Below are 18,287 nucleotides of genomic sequence, written 5' to 3'. Positions count from 1 at the left end.
TTAAGCCCCCTTTGACCACTCAAAGGGGGCTTAAAGTCCACAGGTATATGATTATTCATTATCCGGCGTGATCGGACTGGCCGGGGGCATCAAGCCTTTAACGGCGCCGAGAAACGGACGAATGGACTTGATCATGCCATAGCCCATCTTCACGACCGGGACAAATTTCTGGATCATGCCGAACAGCCGCAAGCCGCCGCCGAGCATACCGCCAAGACCTCCTGCGCCCGCAGTGGAGCCGCCCAGGCCGCCTAATAGCGAGCCCATCATCGGCAGGAATGCCGACACCTTGGCGTCCGGCCCACGGGAGCGCGAACGGCCAGACGGCTTACGCGCTCCGCTTTTTCGGTTGCCAAGATGTACGCCCGGGACATGCGCACCAGCTCTACGTTTGGAAGATCGGGAGTCTTGCTTCCCAGAAGAAGCGCGTGGGGGGGCTCCGGCGCTGGCAAGCACCATCTCTCCGTGATTAACGTCGGTGATGTATCCGACGTAAGTCTCTCCGCTGTGCAGGGTGACACAGACCGGACGGCCCTGAAACTTCTTAGCCCGTGCACGCATCTTTTTCGATTGTGCCATGGAAGTTCACCTCGCTCACTGATTATACTTCAGTTTACGCCAGGGGCAGACTGCCCGCTTGTGCGAATAGGGCATACGCACGCCAAAAATCGCTTGATGGGCTCGTCGTCATCGAGGCTTTAACCTGATAACTGCACCTTATCCAGACATACAATGCAATATTGAATTGTCAACAGAAAACTGGACAACTATTATGAGGGAATCTTTCTGGCCTACACCGGCACGAGGTATCCCAGTGTACCATGGATACGCTGATGTTCGAACCGTTGACATAATCACTAGTTGCCAAGCTAACTGCTTTCTACTCTCAGATGTAGATATCTGACTATTCAATCCACAAATTACGATTTACATAATATGAAAATTACGGTAACCTATATTTGTATACGCTTACATTAATAGCTGAGCACTGCTTTGATTCTTGAGCATGGGTGCTGCGGGTAGGGGGAGGGGAAGGTCACTCAGTTTTGAAAGGGATTACAAATTGATAGTAGCAAGGAGAATAGCTTCTGAGAGAGTAACAGAACAGAGTGAATCAGCGTTCACTCCAAACTAGCAAGGCCAATAGAATTCACAAATCAAGGAGGAAAAGTACAATGAAGAAAGCCTTAACTCGCATTTTAAGTCTGGCTTTGGTGACTACGTTGCTGGTGCCGACAGTGTCCTATGCTGCATCCGAAACACAAGATCAAGATCAGAGCAATTCTGCTGTCGCAGCTGCCAGCGGATCCGTAATTCCGGCTCCGCGGGGATATGATGCTTACCGCCAAAATATCCCGCACGGGAACGTGCAGCAGATTTCCTATTATTCCACAACAGTAGGCAAGTCTAGGAACGCGATGGTGTATACGCCTCCGGGCTATACACCTTCGAAAACCTATAACGTCCTCTACTTGCTGCATGGTATTGGTGGGGATCAGAACGAATGGCTCAATGGTATGAATCCGAGAAATATCCTCGACAACCTCTACTCCGAGAACAAACTGGAGCCGATGATTGTGGTATTCCCGAACGGCCGCGCAATGAAAGATGATCGTCCGGTAGGCGATATTTATGCTCCGGACAAGGTAGCCGCCTTCGAAAGGTTTGAGTTCGATCTGATCAATGACCTTATTCCTTACATCGATTCCCATTATCCGGTGTATAAAGATCGGCAGCATCGCGCGCTGGCCGGCTTGTCGATGGGAGGCGGACAAACGCTGAACTTCGGATTAACCCATCTGGATAAATTCTCTTGGATTGGCGCGTTCTCATCCGCTCCTAATACGAAGTCGGCATCGCAGCTCATCACCAATCCATCTCAGGTTGCCAGCCAACTGAAACTGCTGTGGCTGTCATGCGGCTCTTCGGACAACTTACTGGGGGTCAGCCAAAATTTCCATAATAGCTTGAACACCATGAATATCCCGCACATGTGGTATCTGGATGTGGGCGGACATGAAGGGAAAGTTTGGAGCAGCGGGCTGTATCAATTTTCGCAACGTATCTTTAAGTAAATAAAACTATAGCGATTGCGCGTTTCTTACGTAGCATAAAGCCCATGGGACTGTACAATAAGTCCCTAAAATGAAAGCTGGACAAAAAACGTGAGTTTTCCGTCCAGCTTTTTTTGCGTATCTACTTTGCAGGAATACAGCGAACTAATATAGCTCAGCATTTTTCTTGAAAGAGATAACTTATGCCTTTCTCTTAACAGGAATCCAAACAGCATCTTACAACTCCCCCTCGAGAAGCTTAATGAGGTGCATTTCAAGGCTACGCTAGGAACTCTGTAAAGTTGCATGAATCCGCATAGATTTGGTGCTCCACGTCATAACCGCCTATCAGGCCTTTTTCTTCGGATTACTTAAACGCGAATGCCCTTACTCTGCCGCTTCCGCCAGCCATGCTTGCATAGCCGGAGACTCCGCCCGATTCAAACGCAGGGCGATTTCGGTATTGATCTCATCGGGTGGCATGACCTCGACAAGAACGCATACAGCCTCTCGCGGTTGATTCAAGGCAAACACGCCTTCATCATCGAGCATTTTCATCGCCAGCTCCATGGCCTTCAGCCTCAAATCAAATTCACGATTCCATTCGTCAGCTTCAAGCTCCGCAATGGAAGGACGCTCCATAAACAATTGTTTAACATCATCGAAGCTCTCATCCTCGTAACAACAATAGGGTGAATCGGCATAGGACCATTTGATGAGTTCTGCAATCGTTGATCCCGGCGCGTCGCTTTCGTCTCCTTGCCTGGCCGCTTCCCTCTCCAAGGCCTCCCATGACCAGGCGGAGATGCTTGGTGCATGTCCCTCTCCAGTAGTAAATAGCGTGCAGTAATAGTAACGTTCGCCATTTTCAAAAAGAGTACGAAAGGACGTCCTAGCCACATCGGCAATTTCTGCCGCCAGCGCCTCTACTCCTTGCATCGGTTTCACGATAATCGCCCCTTAGCCCTATAAAATATACATCTTATTTCCAATATAAAGATTCTTCATCCTAAATCCACCTACTTTTCACCTGAATCCTAGACATATGCGCGATTCACTCACTGATGATAAAAGAGGGTGTCTCTCCGTTATTTTTCGGCTTTGAGACACCCTCTTTTGAACTATTTTGCATTCACTACAACATTTCTACCGCCACTTGAGGTATGAGTTTTCGCTCTCCTACCTGGAGTTTCATCCTCATTAGAGCATGCTCATTCAAGGTTCTAATTCAAGGTGCATCTTGGCTTCCGCCTCATCCCATGGCACCGAGTAACCCGCCCCCTTGGCGCAAAAGATGGAGGAGGATGTATACAGTGGGTCTGCCCCTTTGCGGTAGCCCATCCGCTCTATGACTTCCTCCGTATTATGGCAGCGGTCGTAGCCGCTGAACACGCAGCGGATACTGCCTCGCCCATGCGTAAAGGATGCAAATTCGGCACTGTAGTTCATGAAAGTCGACACGGGTACCCTGCCCGTGACCACCGCTTGCGTTCCGGTTGTCTGGGGCGGATTAAAAATACCCGAAGCACGCTGAATATCGGACAGTACCCTGCCCATTTCATCGATAGCGACCTTGATTTTGAAATCGTAATAGGGCTCCAGCAGCACGTTGTCCGCCTTCTCCAGACCCTGCCGTAGTGCTCGAAAGGCAGCTTCACGAAAATCGCCGCCATGGGTATGTTCTTTATGCGCGCGGCCCCTCAGTAGCGTAATATTCACGTCGGTGACTGGCATGCCGGTCAACAGTCCGTGATGCTCCCGTTCGTAGAGATGATTCCGAATCAGATTCTGATAGCTGACATTCAGATCATCGGCATGACATCTGCTATCGAACAGGATGCCGTTGCCCCTTGCTCCCGGTTCAATCAGCAAATGCACTTCCGCATAATGCCTGAGCGGTTCGAAGTGGCCGTACCCTTTCACAGCCGATTGAATCGTTTCCTTATACAAGATTTCCGGTTGTCCAAAAGAGATAGTAAAGCCAAACCGCTCTCTAACAAGCTGCTCCAGCACTTCCAGTTGAATCAATCCCATGACGCGGATAGAAATCTCCTGCAATTTCTCATCCCAAACGACGTTCAGTGACGGCTCCTCCGCCTCCAGCATGCGAAAAGCACCGAGCACCTTCTGTACATGTATCGAATTGTCGAATACTACCTTCGATTGTAACGTCGGCTCCGAATCGTAAGCTAACTTGTCTGATATCGACCCCAGGCCTTGTCCGACCCCGACGGCGGACAAGCCGGCAACCGCAAACAAATCTCCAGCTTCCACTTGTTCCACCGGCTGCGATTTAAGGCCGTTAAACAAGAAGATCCGCGTAATTTTTTCGTCATATTGAACCCCGCCACTATCGTAACTAAGCTGTTCCCTCACCTTCAGCCGACCACCCAGCGCCTTAATGAACGTGAGTCTCGCTCCGCCTGCATCGTGCCGAATTTTATAAACCCGCCCCTGGAACGAAGCATTCTCGTCATAAGTGGTTGTTGTCAGCAGATGCAGCTGATCCAGAAATTCAATGACGCCTGTATCCTGAAGCGCAGAGCCGTAAGCACAGGGGAAGAGGAGACCCGCCGCTATCATCCTCTGCAAAGCCTCCAGCCAGAAGCCGCAATCCTCTCTCCCCTCTAGGAATGCTTCCAGCAAAGCTTCGTCCCGCTCCGCCATGGCCTCCCGCAGCGGCTCGCCGACTATGCCGTCAGCGAAGCTCTGTGTAATGCAGCATACTTCCCCCGTCAACTGCTGACGGATATCCGCCTCGGTTCTGCCTACATCCGCGCCGATCCGATCCGTCTTGTTGATAAAGAAGAACGTCGGAATCCGATGCTTGCGCAGCAGCTGCCAGACCGTCTCCGTATGACCCTGGACACCTTCAACTGCGCTTACAATCAGGATGGCATAATCAATGACCTGAATCGCCCGCTCCATCTCCGGGGAGAAATCGACGTGTCCGGGCGTGTCTATTAAATAATAGCTGTCTCCTTTATATTCTATTAACGCCTGATCTGCGAACACCGTAATACCCCTTGCCCGCTCGATGTCGTGGCTGTCCAGAAACGCATCCTGATGATCCACCCGCCCCCGCGACCGGATACTGTTCGTATGGTACAGCAGCTGTTCCGCAAAAGTTGTCTTACCTGCATCCACATGGGCGAACAGGCCAATCGTTAGTCGCTTCATAGAATCCCACTTTCAACGCTTCTTGTTAATACTGCTCATTTTATTAAAGCATAGAAATCGGGAGAGTGGGTAGGAGTTGGTTTTGAGAGAGGTTCTTTTTTCATAGACAGAGGATAAAGGCAACGAGTTACATTTATGTTGAGTGATTTATCCAGATTATAAAGTATAATTAATATACTATTAAAGGAAACTCCCTTCGAATCTACTCCAACTTGGAGAACTTCGCCTAACCATCATTCCCGACCTTATTATTGTTATAATCGTCAATAATTGACATCGTTTTATTTGCCACTTCACTACCGAGTGAGGCATACAATTTCTTATCGCCAATCACATAAAATTCTTCTTTAGCTCGCGTCGCTGCAACATTCATCATATTGGGATCAGAGACAGCCCATCTTGCTGCCCCACTGCTATCAGAGTCCGCTCCAAGAACAAAGTAGACGACTTTGGCTTCTTTCCCTTGAAAAGTATGAACTGTACCAATATTCGTTGTCTTCCCGTTTTCTCGTTTTGTGAATTTAATTTCATCTAAAACCTGGGCAAGCTTATAAGCCACATTTCTAAATGGGGTGATCACATAGATTTCATCCGCTAAATCCGGATCTTCCTGCAAACGTTTATCAATCATTCTTTTCAATAAGTCAGCTTGTTCCTTAACAAATTTGTCATTTGCTTTACCGGTTGAATCATACCATTGTGATTTCCCTTGTGCCTCATCTGCTGATTTACCTTGTACCATCAACCCCTCATACGAAATTTCATTTGAAATCGTAAACATCGGATAGTTCGAGCGTCTGTGTACCCAAAGGGGTATGCCAATCCATTCATCCTCATTTTTTTGGAAACCATACTGACTTGTGGCATCCACAATGGTTTGAGTAGACGCATCAGCAGAAACAAATTTTTCATCGACTTCATAGTGTCTTCCAATTAAGGTTAAAACATTTGAACCTAGCGTCATTACGGGTTTTATTTGTGATGGATCCCCAACGACCATAACCTTTTTACTTCTAAAAATGGCACCAACACTAGCTTGTGGCAGTGCTTGCCCCGCCTCGTCTACAAACAGATTACCTATTGAATCTTCATTAAGATTTTTAAACATTCGACCAAAACTAGCAAAAGTAGTGCTGACAACGGGGATCGTGAAATTCAACCAATTCCATGATTCTGAAATTAGCTGCTGTCCATTCTCTTTTCCCAAGTATTCAGACTGCCTATTCCAAATATTTCTCGCGGCTTTTAAATTCCTTCTGTTTTCATACAGGAATTGCTTTCTAACTTTTAAAGCTGAAATAAATAGCTCTGATTGTAATTTACGGAATTCCACTGTAAACCATGGATTAGACTTTTGCAGCTCATCATACGATTGTGAAAAATCTGGTTCCTTAATGCCACTTTGATACTTGAGTTTTTCTAACAATACAATTTCACGTTCCACTTTTTTAAAACCATTTTGTTGTTTGATCATCCATCGATCGAAGTTAGCTCTTGTGTCCTGAGTTTGTTTTTGAACATACTCACTTTTCGCAACATTTTCCCTTAACCTATTTTCGAGTCGCCTACGGTCATTTAACCATTTCGTTTTTTGTTTAGATAGATCATTTAAATGATCATTCGCATTATTCAGATCTTTGAAGTACTGCTCAACTTTTGCCTTATTAAATATTTTCTGAAGCCACAAAAAACTTGGCTTTTGAGAAGTAACTACGTCATAATTCCTTTTAGCTTGAGCTTGTAGATCAATTAGGTTTTCTATCTCAACAGAAGCATTTGACCAATCCTCTTGGAGATTTTCAATTTCTTGTCCCAGACTTTCTAGTTCACGTCTCGCTTCTTCTTCCTGTGAGATTAAATTTGTTCGTTTCTTTTTTTCTTCTTGTTCAAATGCAAACATTTGCTCTTTATGCTTGGTTTTTAATTTTCGAAGAGCATACATTTTCTCGCTATAGTCTTGCATTTTATCTCTTTCGATTTTTAATTCAGCATACAGACGGGAGAATTCTTGATATACACTTTCACCTGTTTCCGCTTGATCATGATCCTCTAAATCTTTTTCGATTGCTTTAATGGTTAAAAGCAACTTGCTCATGTTTGTTGACGCACCGCCCTCTAACGAGAACACACCCCAATTTTCCTCATGTAAAAGCTCTCTTTTAATCTCGCGATTCTGTCCAAAACCTTCATCGGTTAATTTAGAATTGGAAACCTCTTTAAAATAATCTGCTTCATCTAATAGCTTTTGAAAATCGCCCGCAATCGTTTCTTTCTTTGGTAACTCCTTAACAATATTTTGGACCGCCCCATTGTTTGAACTTGCAACAACAATGTTTTTATCTGACATGGAATGTGGTAAAACACCAAGCTTATCTTCCCGATAAGTCAGACTCCCTTTAATTCTTTTATCAGAAAGCTGCACAATTTCCGCTGCCTGTCGTACGACTAAATCAGCAAAAATATCTTTTAACAGTGTTGTTTTCCCTGTTCCTGGCGGGCCATTGACACTACGAATATCATTTTTATCATTTAAAGCTAGATTCACCGCAACCTGCTGCATAAATGAAAGCGCGAAACCAGGATTACTTGGGAACCGCCCGAGTGGATAGAACTTAGGTTGTAAAATAGTTTTCTCGAAAATTCGGGGGTTATAATGAACGGACTCTTTATTGCCATCCAGATTGTGCCTATGTCCCGAAAAGCCATTAAAATATCGATCCAAATTTTTATTAGTGATTGTCTTTGCTTTGTTCAGATCTTCAATAAAGAACGAATGTAGATTTACATCTCCGTTATCCAGGTTTTTCACAAATGCATAGCGGAAATTTTCTACGGAAACATGATATTTATGAAAAAGCTCAGAGATGGTGGTATGAAAACCTTCTTCAAATTTGCTGTTCAAACCTTCTCTAAATACGTTTTCAACTTTCAAAAAATCTTTCGGTAATTCACCATGTTGGCGGATGTAACCGCTCATTGTATAAAACAATTTGTCTGCTAGAAAATTCAATTCGTTATCAAAATAGATAGAGAAGGTGAATTTGTAAGATTTACTAACTTCCTCGTAGGTTTTAGCAATCTTGTATTTCCCCCTCAATAGTTCAACAATTTCTTGAAAATCAAAAATATTGAAATATAATACTAAGCCCGATTTCTTAAAGAACTTATCTGATACTTTTTGTTGTTCTTTTTGCTTCATTAAAAAGTCTGAAAAAAACTGATTCCAATCCTCTTCCATTGTATGTATGAGCTTTAGCGATTTGTCTTTTTTATTAATAGAACCTTCGGATAACTGCTCGATCGTAATCCAAGCATTTAAAATATCTTGCCGTTTATTCATGAGTCTCCCCCCATTATCATCTGTAATTACTATAATAAAGCTCTCACCCTGTCATCTAAAGACAAAAAGAAAAGCTCCCCAACTTAGAGAGCTTACCAATGTACCATTCAATTATATAAGATTTCACTGCTTTTAACAGTGTATTGTATTCCATTCTTATTCCAGCTCTGTCTTTGAGTTAATCTTAATGACATTGTGCATGTGCAGGTTTACTAAATGCTTGTCATTTCCTGTTGTTATTATTTTTCAGAACGCCCAACGAAGCGCTGAATATCTTCCCCAATCAAGGCCAGCGCATCTCTCCAGAACTCTGGTGAACACACATCGATACCCATTAACTGCCCGGCATCTGCAACCATGGTGGTGCTGCTGGCGGCCAGGAAGGCTTGAAATTGCTCGGCGAATCCGCCTTCACGTTTCTTATACTGCGCGAATAGCCCTTTAGAGAACAACAGCCCAAACGAATACGGGAAATTCAGAAACTCATTGCCTGTCATATAATAACCAGCCTTGCTAACCCACTGGTAGGAATGAATAGAATCCCGGTCAATACTGCTTCCATAGGCCGTAGAAATGGCATCCTGCATCAGGCTGTTCAGTTCTTCCACCGTTAGCGAGCCTGATTTCCTATGCTCATAAAGCTGGCTTTCAAACAGATAACGGGCATAGAAATCAACGATATAATAACCGGCATCCGAGAGACTCCGCTCCAGGATCGGCAAGACTCCTCCTTCCGATGCACTCAGCAGTAACTCTTGATTAATCAGACCCTCACAAAAGATCGACGCCGTCTCGGCAATCGGAATCGGACAATCTATATTGACCATAGTCTTTCCGGCAAGACAGCTGCTATGGTAGGCATGACCAATCTCATGCGCCAGTACACCAACATCCATATAGCTCCCGGTGAAGCTGGTTATAATCCGGCTCTCTTGGATTGGTGCGATATCAATGCACATGCCAAAGTTCCCTTTTCCTGCCCGTGACTCCGCATCGATCCATCTGGAGATGAACACCTTGCGGGCGAACGCACCCAGTTCTGTACTGAACGAGTTAAACCCGGCAACAATAAGCTCTTGTGCCTCCGGGTAGCTAAATTTGACGGAAGAATCCTCGCCAACCGGAGCAAAGATATCATGGAAAGGGAGCGGTCCTGCGTGGCCCAGAAGCTTTGCTTTGTGAAGATAATACTGATGAAAGGCAGGCAGACTCTCCTTAATCGCTTGCAGCATTGCTTCCAGCGTCTCCTGATCCATACGTGAGGTCTCCAGTACTTTATGCAGCGGCGATTTGTACCCTCTTAGCTCATAGATTCCTATCGCCTCTCCACACACCGCATTAAGACAAGCTGCACTCTGTTCGGCAACACTGCGGCAAGCCTTGGCTTCCGCTTCATATGCCGCCTGCCTAACCTGAGAATCATGGTCGTACACCAGATTGCACAGCTCCGTCAAAGACAGCTGATGCGCTACCCCTTTCATCTCCACCTCTACACGCAAGGTAGACTGTATCTTCATGTACAGCCTCTCCCACGCTTTGGCGCCGGTAAGCTGCATCCGGGCAATGACTGCCTCAGCTTCTTCACTGAGCAAATACCTTGACTGCTGCTGCAGCTGACGCAAATAAAAAGCATGCCGACCCACATACTCACCCGAGCCAATAATAGTATCAAGCTCTTCCCCACTCATGCTTGCCAGCCATTTGCTGAAACTTGCTAGAGCTTCTTCGGAACCCGCGGCCATTTCTTCCAATACATCCATCTGATTTGCAGCTTCTGTATTCCCGTTGTCAATGCTGAATACCAGTTCTGCATAGCTGAATAAGCACAGATACACGCTCCTGAATGCATTATATTGCCTAAGAAAATCTTCCGTTAGAATCGCAGCCTTCTCTTGAGTGTGTAAATGAAGCTTTGCCCTCGCACCAAGTTCATCTGCAAGCTCTGCTGCATGTTTATAATCCTTTTGATATTTCTCCGACTGGAATGAGGAATACAGACTCTCCAAGTCCCATGTTAAGTTCATCGCCGTTAATCTCCTTATCGTAAACACAAGCGATGCTATACGTATCCCGGCAACCGGCCATATCGAACGTATAGCAGGCTGCGTTATATTTTATTGGGATAATTCGAATATTGTATTCTGCGGCTAAGACTTACATGTTTCCACCTCTTCCGGTACTATGTTAAGCAAAGTTAATGTCAAGTATAACACGCCCACTTATTCCCTAATATGTGATAAGTCGCTGACCAATCTTCTTCTTCACTCACACCAAAAAGCCCCGCATCCGCAGGACTCGTCTCATTTTATCTTATTCATACCCCTATGCGGTGATGGTCAGACCATCAGGTACTCCGCATTCTTTTCGCATTCTCGTCTCATTCAGCGCACTTGGTCGGCGGCCCCAATCCGAGAATTCGTAAGCGTACATCCTCTTTTCTGTTCAAGCTTTCTGCAACAGCTTACGCAATAAGAGTACCATTGGGTATTTCAATATCCGGCTTCAATAGAATGACATCTCCTTTTTCCGGAACGCCTCCCAAAACTAATACCTCCGATTTGAATCCTGCAATACGCCGAGGAGGAAAATTAACGATCGCTATAATTTGCTTCCCTACCAATTCTTCAGCCTTATACCGCTTAGTTATTTGTGCGCTTGAGGATTTCATCCCGATCTCCGGTCCAAAATCAATCTTAAGCTTTATCGCAGGGATCTTTGCTTCTTCAAAAAACTCCGCTTCCTTAATCGTTCCGACACGAATATCTAGTGCTGCAAAATCATCGATCGTTGCCAACGTTTTGCCTCCTCCACTAAAGTCTTTAACCGCTCACGAAAATATCTCTCACGCTTTCCGGCAGAACTTAATGAGTTCCGCTCGGTGTTGCGTTTTACTGCGCTGGGCGGAATAAAAGGGGTCAGCAATGCCAACAGTTTGCGCAATTTGTTGTATAGGCGCATCACTTGTAAGTAAAATTTCTTGCGCCATGTTTATACGATATTTTAATAAATATTCTGCTGGTCCCATACCTGCATGCCTTCTAAACACGTAAGAAAGGCGATTCCGATTAACGTTATTTTGTTCTGCAAGTGTTGCTATTGTAAGGCTTTGATAATAGTATTCTTGAATATAATTGGATACCCGTTCGAATAATGTATACGATCCACAACTATTTTGCCTATTATCAACACATAATAAGGCTTCATTCAGTACATCGCGAAACAGCATCTCGGTCTGAAACATCGAAATGCCTCCACGCTGATTATAAACATGCCAAAGACGCATAATTAATTCATTAAGACGAGGAGATTGCCCTGTTAATAATTCAAAATGCTGATCCGAAAAGCTTGACTTTTCTAGTTCTGAGTTACATATCCGGTATAAAACCAGGATATATTCCCAATCAGTTTTACCAAACACTTTTTGGGCCAGTTTCATTTTTGCACCCCCATGTAAAACTTTCCCTGGCGAAAAGATATAGGGCGTACCATTAAATTGAAATTGTATTTTCCCTGTAAGAGGAAATACAAATCCAGGAAAAGAATCTGTATAGTCAGCGTGAGGCACACCTGGATTTCTAGCGTATCGATATACTCCTTGTACTTGAAAAGGAGTGTGCGCCAGATGCTCTGCTAACTGATTAACGTTGATTTTCACATTGTATACCTCATTCCAATAGTAATCGACCGTTATAGCGAACTCCTTTCTGCTCAAGCATTAGAAATAATATTTTTCACAAATAACGCCTTCACGTTCCTTTTTCAATCAAAATTTATTAGTTATTTATGGTACGGCTCTCCGCGCTGTCTGTAACGGCAGTTTTTAGGCCGTCCCTTGCTGGATGGCCATTGAACGTGTCTCGTTAACGAAATGCTTAATCAGTTGACTCTCTGGGAACACCGAGTATTTCCGATGCTGCTTCCATTTCATAGAGTTTTGTTCATCGGAATAATCTTCAAACTTTATTTTTTGTTGTCTTCTGCAAACATCGATCCAATGGTTAGTAGCTACACGAAAAAGATACGACTTTGGGTGCAATATTTGTGTGCGAATGGAAAGGGAAGACAAACGGGTAATCTAAACAAATGATCGTTATACTCTTTTCGTTCGTTTGGAACCGGTTCAAGAAAATTTTGGGACATATATCATATTCGTGACCCAGTACCATGACCCCTTTTCGAGGGGTCATTTTCATTTTCAGGAGGGAGGTATGAATGCGGATCATCAAGACCCCGGTGTACGTCGGGAAAATCAGGTACAACGTGCGGGACGACGCTTGGAGCACACCGCGTCCGCGACACGCTCAAGGATGGCACTGTTGTCAACCGAAGGTACTACGTATGCAATAACTTCCGCAGCCGTAGAAGCCGAGTTTGCAGTTCGAACTCCGTCCGAGCCGACATGGTCGAGAGCTTTGTCTTCGAGCGACTTGCTGAGGTCGTCCAGAAACCATATGCTCCCGCAAATAAATTGAATAATACGATTTGAATACTCATCCCAAAGATAATCTTTATTTTCAATAATTAATTTTGGGATTTCCCATGACCAAAAAAGAGCGACAAGCATAGATGCAAGATCATTAAACTAACTAATGATTTCAATCTATACGGTCGCTCTTTATGCTCGTATTATTTATTTTTGTGGCTTTACAAAATTTAAAATCATATTCATTGTATTTTGCAAAACAACGGAAGTCTTTACTTTTTGGTCAAGCTGCAGCAGCTTGCTACGTAATAGATTACGCTGTAGAGATGCCATAACTATGTTACTGATCGTATATCCAATTTCTCTAGCGTCAATATCCTGCCGCATAGATCCATCTTGTATACCAGCTTGGATTAGCGAGACAAAAGGATGTGCTCCACTTTGCAAAAACGATCGAAACTGCTGCTCTAGCTCCGGAGTAGGATAGTTATTTAGATATAATGTATCAAACATAGCAGTAAATCGAATCGTCTCCATGTTTTTATCAGCATCTAATAACTGCTTTTTAAGCATGTACTCAAGCTTTTCATAGCTATTGTTACCTTTTAATTTGGTCTCTTTATTATTATCCACCCAACCCGATAATATATCTATTTGCACTTGAAAAATAATTTCATCTAATGAAGTGAAATATTTATATAGCGTCACTTTACTGATGCCACATGCCGCTACAATATCTTTTAGGGTTACTTCGGTTAAGCTTCGCTCAATGAACAGCTTCTTCGAGGTCTGGATAATATCTTCCCTTCTTTGGTTTCTGTGTTGCTCCAGATTATCTTTCCACATTATGTAGAATACCCCCCTTTCCTGGTTAAATATACATAAAGACCTTTCATTTACAATTATCTGTATGTCATATTATATGCTTTAGAACTGAAAAAGATTCGCGCAGTTCATCTATGTTGCACCCGCCAGCGTATTCAATCGAATTATGCAAAATACTATGAATAGAATGCTCGCCTAACCTTTATCTAGAGTATATTACAACCTATTTCTAGATACAAAGTTTAGCGAGCACCCTACATATTATTGTGTTGATTACTCCAAATATATAGATTTTAAAAGTGCTTGTTTATCTGGTGTTAGCTCTAATGCTACCTCTATATATTGATTTAATGAGCCGTATTGTTTTACGGCTTCTTCAAAGGCTGTATCCAGATAATTGGGTTCTACTAGCATCATTTCTGAAATAATACTAAGCTCCTCTACATCTCCAATAGCTTCTTTAATAGCAGCAATCCATTGCTTATTTGCTTCAAGTCGATTTTGATTGCTTCGCAAGTAATCCTCTCTAATCATACTAAGAGGTACACCTAATACGTGTAATAATATCGCTGCTGCAAAACCGGTACGATCCTTACCAGCAGTACAATGCCAGAGTACAGGCTTGCCGTTAGCTTCTAACAGTAAATGAAAAAAGCGTTTATAAGCATCTTTAGCTTTAGGAGTAGAAATAAATTGCTTATACGCTCCAAGTAGTAACGAGCCTTGTTTTGCAGCCTCCCCCATACTTTTAATGTACGAAAACATTTCTTGCGGATTTACAGATCCGCCTAGTGCAGGCAAACTAATACCTACAGCCTTACCAATGGTTGGATTTGGCTTTTGCTGCTGCTCACTTTCTGTTCGAAAGTCTACGATATAGTGAATCTCTATTTCTTCTAGCAGTTGTAGATCATTTTCATTAAGTGCATACAGTTCACCTGAGCGAAACAAAAGCCCATTTTTAATAACTTTACTGTCTGTTGTGTAGTATCCGCCAAGCTGTCGAAGATTGGCTCTGTATTCTAAATCGTTCCATTGCTGATGGATCTGCGTCATCTTATCACCTACTATTTCATAAGTTGTGGTCAGAGCGTTTAAATGCTATAAGCTAGATATAAGCATTTAGTTGAAATATAGTTTACAAATAGCGGGTGATAACTAGTGTTTATCTGATAGAGCAGAAATAGGTAGTTTCATATATTCACCACGAGGACGTGGCAAATCAATATATTTAGCTGTTACACCATCCTCATGAACAGTAACAACACTATAGCCACACAAGTCAACAAAGCTAATATACTCTTTATTTCCAGTAAACTCTGCTGTGAACGAAGTACCAGCTGCCGCAATATGCAAAACATCGTTATAATTCGCAAAATAATTGGAGTGAATATGTCCAGAGAAAACACCAACGACGTCAGTTCCACTAATCGCTTGCATGACATCATTACGATTTTCTACTAGCATGCCAGGTGCAGTATAATCGCCCAAATAAATAAGCGGGTGATGCAGAGCAATAACAGTACCTTTAACTGCAGGCTCTTCTAGCTGTTGTTGTAACCACACTAATTGCGTCTCATCAATGATCCCCCCTGGTTGCCCTGGGATTTGGGAATTTAAACCGATAATACGTAGCCCCTCTACATGCTGAGAATAGTAATATTTATCAGATGATGGAGTTTCACCCAGGTACCCTTCTCTAAATGCAGGTAAATGATCATGGTTGCCTAACACGACATAAATAGGGACGCCTAGCTCCTCAGATGCCTTATTAAAAAGTGAGCGGATAAAACGGTAATCCTCAACATCTCCTCCATGCGAAATATCCCCTGTAATAAGTACAAATGAAGGCTTTACATTCGTTTCTTGAATATGACGAAATGCTTGCTCTACTTTTTCAACATGGTGAGCAATTGGAAACTGTTTTGCATTTCCCGGAGCGTTAATATGTGTATCTGTAATGTGTATAAATTTCATAATCTTTTGATCCTCTCTTTATTTAGTCTGTGCCCATTCATCTAATTGCTTTTGTTTTTCAGCAATAATTTTATCAATACCAGATGCCTTCAATTTTTCGATAAACGTAGGAAGATTTTCCACAGGGTCTAGCGTTCCAGTTTCTAATCCAAGACGAAATTCAGACATAACATTATTTACTGCAGCTACCTCTGTCTTCACATTATCTACATGGAATAAGAATCCAAGCGCTTTTGATTGTGTAGCAGATTTGTTAAAGTCATCAATTTTTTTGTAGATATCTGGCTTCTCAGTTGACCATGTATAGGAAAGGAATTGATTCCCGAACATATAAGGCGTATTAAAATTGTATCCAATGTTTTTCAAGTCAACAGCTGGTGGATAGTCAATAACGTTGTCAGATGTTTTTACATAGTGCTTGTCCTGAATCCCCCATGCCAATAAGTTGTAAAAGTCCTTATCTGAATAAAGCAAATTTAATACCATCATTGCTCTTTCAGGATCACTGGAGTTTTCAGGTATAGACCACATTAAAGAATCAATAAGATCCGTAGTTGTATGAGCTTCCGTTAGAGGAACAGATACAAATTCCACACCTAATCTTCTTGAATTTTCTTGGTCAGAGCCAGGCTTCATATTAGAAAGGAAAGAAAATGCCTTTCCTGCTTTAATTATTTCTCTTCCATCCTGCTTACTAGTAGCAGCATCCTTTAATACATATCCATTTTGATACCAGCTTCTAAGTAGCTTAAGCTGATTTGCATACTCTTCTGTTTCAAACCAATTCACAATTTTTAAGTCATTATCATAATGAGGCAAGACACCAATTCCATCACCTAGAGAATCATAGGTCGTATATCCAGCAGTAAATGGAGCAGTACCTGGATTTTTTGCGACTAATGGCACGACATCAGGCTCATTCTTCTTGATGATTTCAAAAACACCGTCTAGATCATTAATCGTTTTTATTTTGGTTAGATCAATTTTATATTTGTCCACGAGGTCTTTACGCATATTAATCCCATAATAAGCAGCCATATCACGGACATTGGCAACTGCGTATTTTTCTCCGTTGATTTGAGAGGCTTCGAGCTGATAAGGAGCAAGTGCGCTTTTAATACCAGTACCGTATTTATCTAATAACTCATTAAGTGGTCTAAGCTGCCCCTTCGCTACCTGTGATGCATAGTTAAACAAAGTTGAAGTAAACATAAGGTCCACTTTCTCATTACCGACAAGCATTAAATTAGTTTGTTGCGCCCAAGCACTTAGACTAATAGGCATTAGCTTTACTGTTGCATTAAATTTCTCTTTCGTGATTTTGCTCATTTCATCCTGTACTGCTTGTAAATCGGTTTGGTCATTTCCATAAAACGCAATAACTACCTCATACGGCTTAAGATTTTCACCCGCTGCATGGGATGAATCATTCGAATTGGCATGGTCCATGTTGCCATTACCATTTTTGCTACTACACCCTCCAAGCAGCATAACTGTTGCAATTACAATTAATAACGTGGTAGTAAAGCTCTTCCTTCCCATGTTTGAACCTTCCTTCTGTTTTTTTATGCTAACCGGTATGAAGCTGGTGTAAGCCTTAGCCTTTTACTGCACCAACGGTAAGTCCCTTTACAAAATATTTTTGGAAAAATGGATACACAATTAAGATCGGCAAGACACCAATTACCGCAAGCGCCATACGTGTAGATTCCTGTGGAATGTCTGCTGCCAGCTCTGTTTGAGTCCCAAAGTCACTGCTAGATAAAAACTGAATATCAAGTAAAATACGGTTCAATAGGTTTTGTAAGCTGTATAGCTTACTGTCTGTTATATAAACCATGCCATTAAACCAATCATTCCAGTATTGAATCGTTAGAAATAAACCAACGGTAGCAAGTATCGGCAAGGACAGAGGTAACACGATTCTTAAAAAGGTGAAAAACTCACCCGCTCCATCTATTTTTGCTGACTCAATAAGAGCACTAGGAATAGATGTCATAAAAAAGGTTCGCATTAACATGATGTAAAAAGCATTCGTCAGCAAGGAAGGTAGAATTAATGCCAGCATCGTGTTTTTTAAGTCAAATAGCTGGGTATAAACGAGATAGGTTGGCACTAAACCACCATTAAACAGCATCGTGAAGAAAACAAATAATGAGAAAAATTTATTTAGGGGCATATCTTTTCGTGATAACGGGTATGCAAGTGAAGCAGTAATAATTAATCCGCATACCGTACCTATTAAAGTAACCATGATCGTAATGCCATACGCGTGAAAAATCCGATCTGCATCTTGCCAAATATATTGATAAGCATCAAAACTAAATTTTTCAGGTATAAAAGAATAACCATTCAAATAAATAGTCTTTTCATCTGTAACAGAAGAAATAACAAGTAAAATAAAAGGTAGAATACACATAGCTGAGATGAGAAAGAGGATCACGTGCATACTTATTTGCCAAATTTGTTGTCGCTGTTTCAAGCTAGT

13 protein-coding genes and 1 pseudogene are annotated in these 18,287 nt (G+C 42.6%); 2 read left to right on the top strand and 12 right to left on the bottom strand.

Annotated features, from left to right (window positions below; all coding sequences use genetic code 11):
• Positions 1-51: 51 nt before the first annotated feature.
• Positions 52-579 carry a hypothetical protein gene (locus ACQW03_RS11605; protein WP_441949751.1) on the bottom strand — a complete coding sequence of 176 codons (528 nt, stop codon included), beginning with the start codon at positions 577-579 and terminating at the stop codon, positions 52-54.
• 596 nt (positions 580-1,175) lie between these two features.
• Here ACQW03_RS11605 and ACQW03_RS11600 point away from each other — a divergent pair.
• Positions 1,176-2,075, top strand: coding sequence for an alpha/beta hydrolase (locus ACQW03_RS11600; protein WP_441949749.1), 900 nt, complete (start codon positions 1,176-1,178; stop codon positions 2,073-2,075).
• A 366-nt stretch (positions 2,076-2,441) separates the two neighbouring features.
• Here the strand turns inward: ACQW03_RS11600 and ACQW03_RS11595 are convergent, their stop codons facing one another.
• The 6 genes from ACQW03_RS11595 to ACQW03_RS11570 form a co-directional block, all read right to left on the bottom strand.
• The gene (locus ACQW03_RS11595; protein WP_441952376.1) at positions 2,442-2,993 is read right to left on the bottom strand and encodes a DUF4303 domain-containing protein; all 552 of its coding nucleotides are present in this window, start codon (positions 2,991-2,993) and stop codon (positions 2,442-2,444) included.
• Positions 2,994-3,269: 276 nt separating this feature from the next.
• Positions 3,270-5,234, bottom strand: a complete 1,965-nt coding sequence (locus ACQW03_RS11590) for a GTP-binding protein (protein WP_441949747.1) — start codon at positions 5,232-5,234, stop codon at positions 3,270-3,272.
• A 226-nt stretch (positions 5,235-5,460) separates the two neighbouring features.
• On the bottom strand, positions 5,461-8,574 hold the full coding sequence (locus ACQW03_RS11585; RefSeq protein ID WP_441949745.1) for a DEAD/DEAH box helicase: 3,114 nt from the start codon (positions 8,572-8,574) through the stop codon (positions 5,461-5,463).
• A 239-nt stretch (positions 8,575-8,813) separates the two neighbouring features.
• Entirely contained in the window at positions 8,814-10,598 is a 1,785-nt protein-coding gene (locus ACQW03_RS11580; RefSeq protein ID WP_441949743.1) for a M3 family oligoendopeptidase, read from the bottom strand.
• A 437-nt stretch (positions 10,599-11,035) separates the two neighbouring features.
• A complete protein-coding gene (gene csaA, locus ACQW03_RS11575) occupies positions 11,036-11,368 on the bottom strand; it encodes a chaperone CsaA (protein ID WP_076292891.1) in 333 nt (110 codons plus the stop codon).
• A gap of 48 nt (positions 11,369-11,416) precedes the next feature.
• On the bottom strand, positions 11,417-12,229 hold the full coding sequence (locus tag ACQW03_RS11570) for a helix-turn-helix transcriptional regulator (RefSeq protein WP_441949740.1): 813 nt from the start codon (positions 12,227-12,229) through the stop codon (positions 11,417-11,419).
• A gap of 666 nt (positions 12,230-12,895) precedes the next feature.
• Between ACQW03_RS11570 and ACQW03_RS11565 the strand changes: the two are divergent.
• Positions 12,896-13,060 (top strand): annotated as a pseudogene (locus ACQW03_RS11565) (recombinase zinc beta ribbon domain-containing protein); the annotation flags it as partial.
• 144 nt (positions 13,061-13,204) lie between these two features.
• On the opposite strand, the gene ACQW03_RS11560 reads toward ACQW03_RS11565, so the two are convergent.
• The 5 genes from ACQW03_RS11560 to ACQW03_RS11540 form a co-directional block, all read right to left on the bottom strand.
• Positions 13,205-13,843 carry a TetR/AcrR family transcriptional regulator gene (locus ACQW03_RS11560; protein ID WP_076292893.1) on the bottom strand — a complete coding sequence of 213 codons (639 nt, stop codon included), beginning with the start codon at positions 13,841-13,843 and terminating at the stop codon, positions 13,205-13,207.
• Positions 13,844-14,095: 252 nt separating this feature from the next.
• Complete coding sequence (locus tag ACQW03_RS11555) at positions 14,096-14,878, bottom strand: tyrosine-protein phosphatase (RefSeq protein ID WP_076292894.1); 783 nt, start codon at positions 14,876-14,878, stop codon at positions 14,096-14,098.
• A 102-nt stretch (positions 14,879-14,980) separates the two neighbouring features.
• Positions 14,981-15,799 carry a metallophosphoesterase family protein gene (locus tag ACQW03_RS11550; RefSeq protein WP_076292895.1) on the bottom strand — a complete coding sequence of 273 codons (819 nt, stop codon included), beginning with the start codon at positions 15,797-15,799 and terminating at the stop codon, positions 14,981-14,983.
• An 18-nt stretch (positions 15,800-15,817) separates the two neighbouring features.
• On the bottom strand, positions 15,818-17,341 hold the full coding sequence (locus tag ACQW03_RS11545; protein WP_076292896.1) for an ABC transporter substrate-binding protein: 1,524 nt from the start codon (positions 17,339-17,341) through the stop codon (positions 15,818-15,820).
• A gap of 55 nt (positions 17,342-17,396) precedes the next feature.
• The gene (locus tag ACQW03_RS11540) at positions 17,397-18,281 is read right to left on the bottom strand and encodes a carbohydrate ABC transporter permease (protein ID WP_372238697.1); all 885 of its coding nucleotides are present in this window, start codon (positions 18,279-18,281) and stop codon (positions 17,397-17,399) included.
• Positions 18,282-18,287: the final 6 nt, after the last annotated feature.

Origin of the sequence: Paenibacillus sp. DRB1-1 (assembly GCF_052119485.1) — a bacterium.
GTDB lineage: Bacteria > Bacillota > Bacilli > Paenibacillales > Paenibacillaceae > Paenibacillus > Paenibacillus polymyxa_B.
The sequence above is the reverse complement of the archived record's forward strand: the minus strand, read 5'-3'. Positions and strand labels throughout refer to the sequence as shown.

What these genes read in the sequence shown, in the direction of transcription:
- ACQW03_RS11605 (WP_441949751.1), bottom strand. Translation starts at nt 579, where the DNA reads ATGGCACAATCGAAAAAGATGCGTGCACGGGCTAAGAAGTTTCAGGGC.
- ACQW03_RS11600 (WP_441949749.1), top strand. Translation starts at nt 1,176, where the DNA reads ATGAAGAAAGCCTTAACTCGCATTTTAAGTCTGGCTTTGGTGACTACG.
- ACQW03_RS11595 (WP_441952376.1), bottom strand. Translation starts at nt 2,993, where the DNA reads ATGCAAGGAGTAGAGGCGCTGGCGGCAGAAATTGCCGATGTGGCTAGG.
- ACQW03_RS11590 (WP_441949747.1), bottom strand. Translation starts at nt 5,234, where the DNA reads ATGAAGCGACTAACGATTGGCCTGTTCGCCCATGTGGATGCAGGTAAG.
- ACQW03_RS11585 (WP_441949745.1), bottom strand. Translation starts at nt 8,574, where the DNA reads ATGAATAAACGGCAAGATATTTTAAATGCTTGGATTACGATCGAGCAG.
- ACQW03_RS11580 (WP_441949743.1), bottom strand. Translation starts at nt 10,598, where the DNA reads ATGAACTTAACATGGGACTTGGAGAGTCTGTATTCCTCATTCCAGTCG.
- ACQW03_RS11560 (WP_076292893.1), bottom strand. Translation starts at nt 13,843, where the DNA reads ATGTGGAAAGATAATCTGGAGCAACACAGAAACCAAAGAAGGGAAGAT.
- ACQW03_RS11555 (WP_076292894.1), bottom strand. Translation starts at nt 14,878, where the DNA reads ATGACGCAGATCCATCAGCAATGGAACGATTTAGAATACAGAGCCAAT.
- ACQW03_RS11550 (WP_076292895.1), bottom strand. Translation starts at nt 15,799, where the DNA reads ATGAAATTTATACACATTACAGATACACATATTAACGCTCCGGGAAAT.
- ACQW03_RS11545 (WP_076292896.1), bottom strand. Translation starts at nt 17,341, where the DNA reads ATGGGAAGGAAGAGCTTTACTACCACGTTATTAATTGTAATTGCAACA.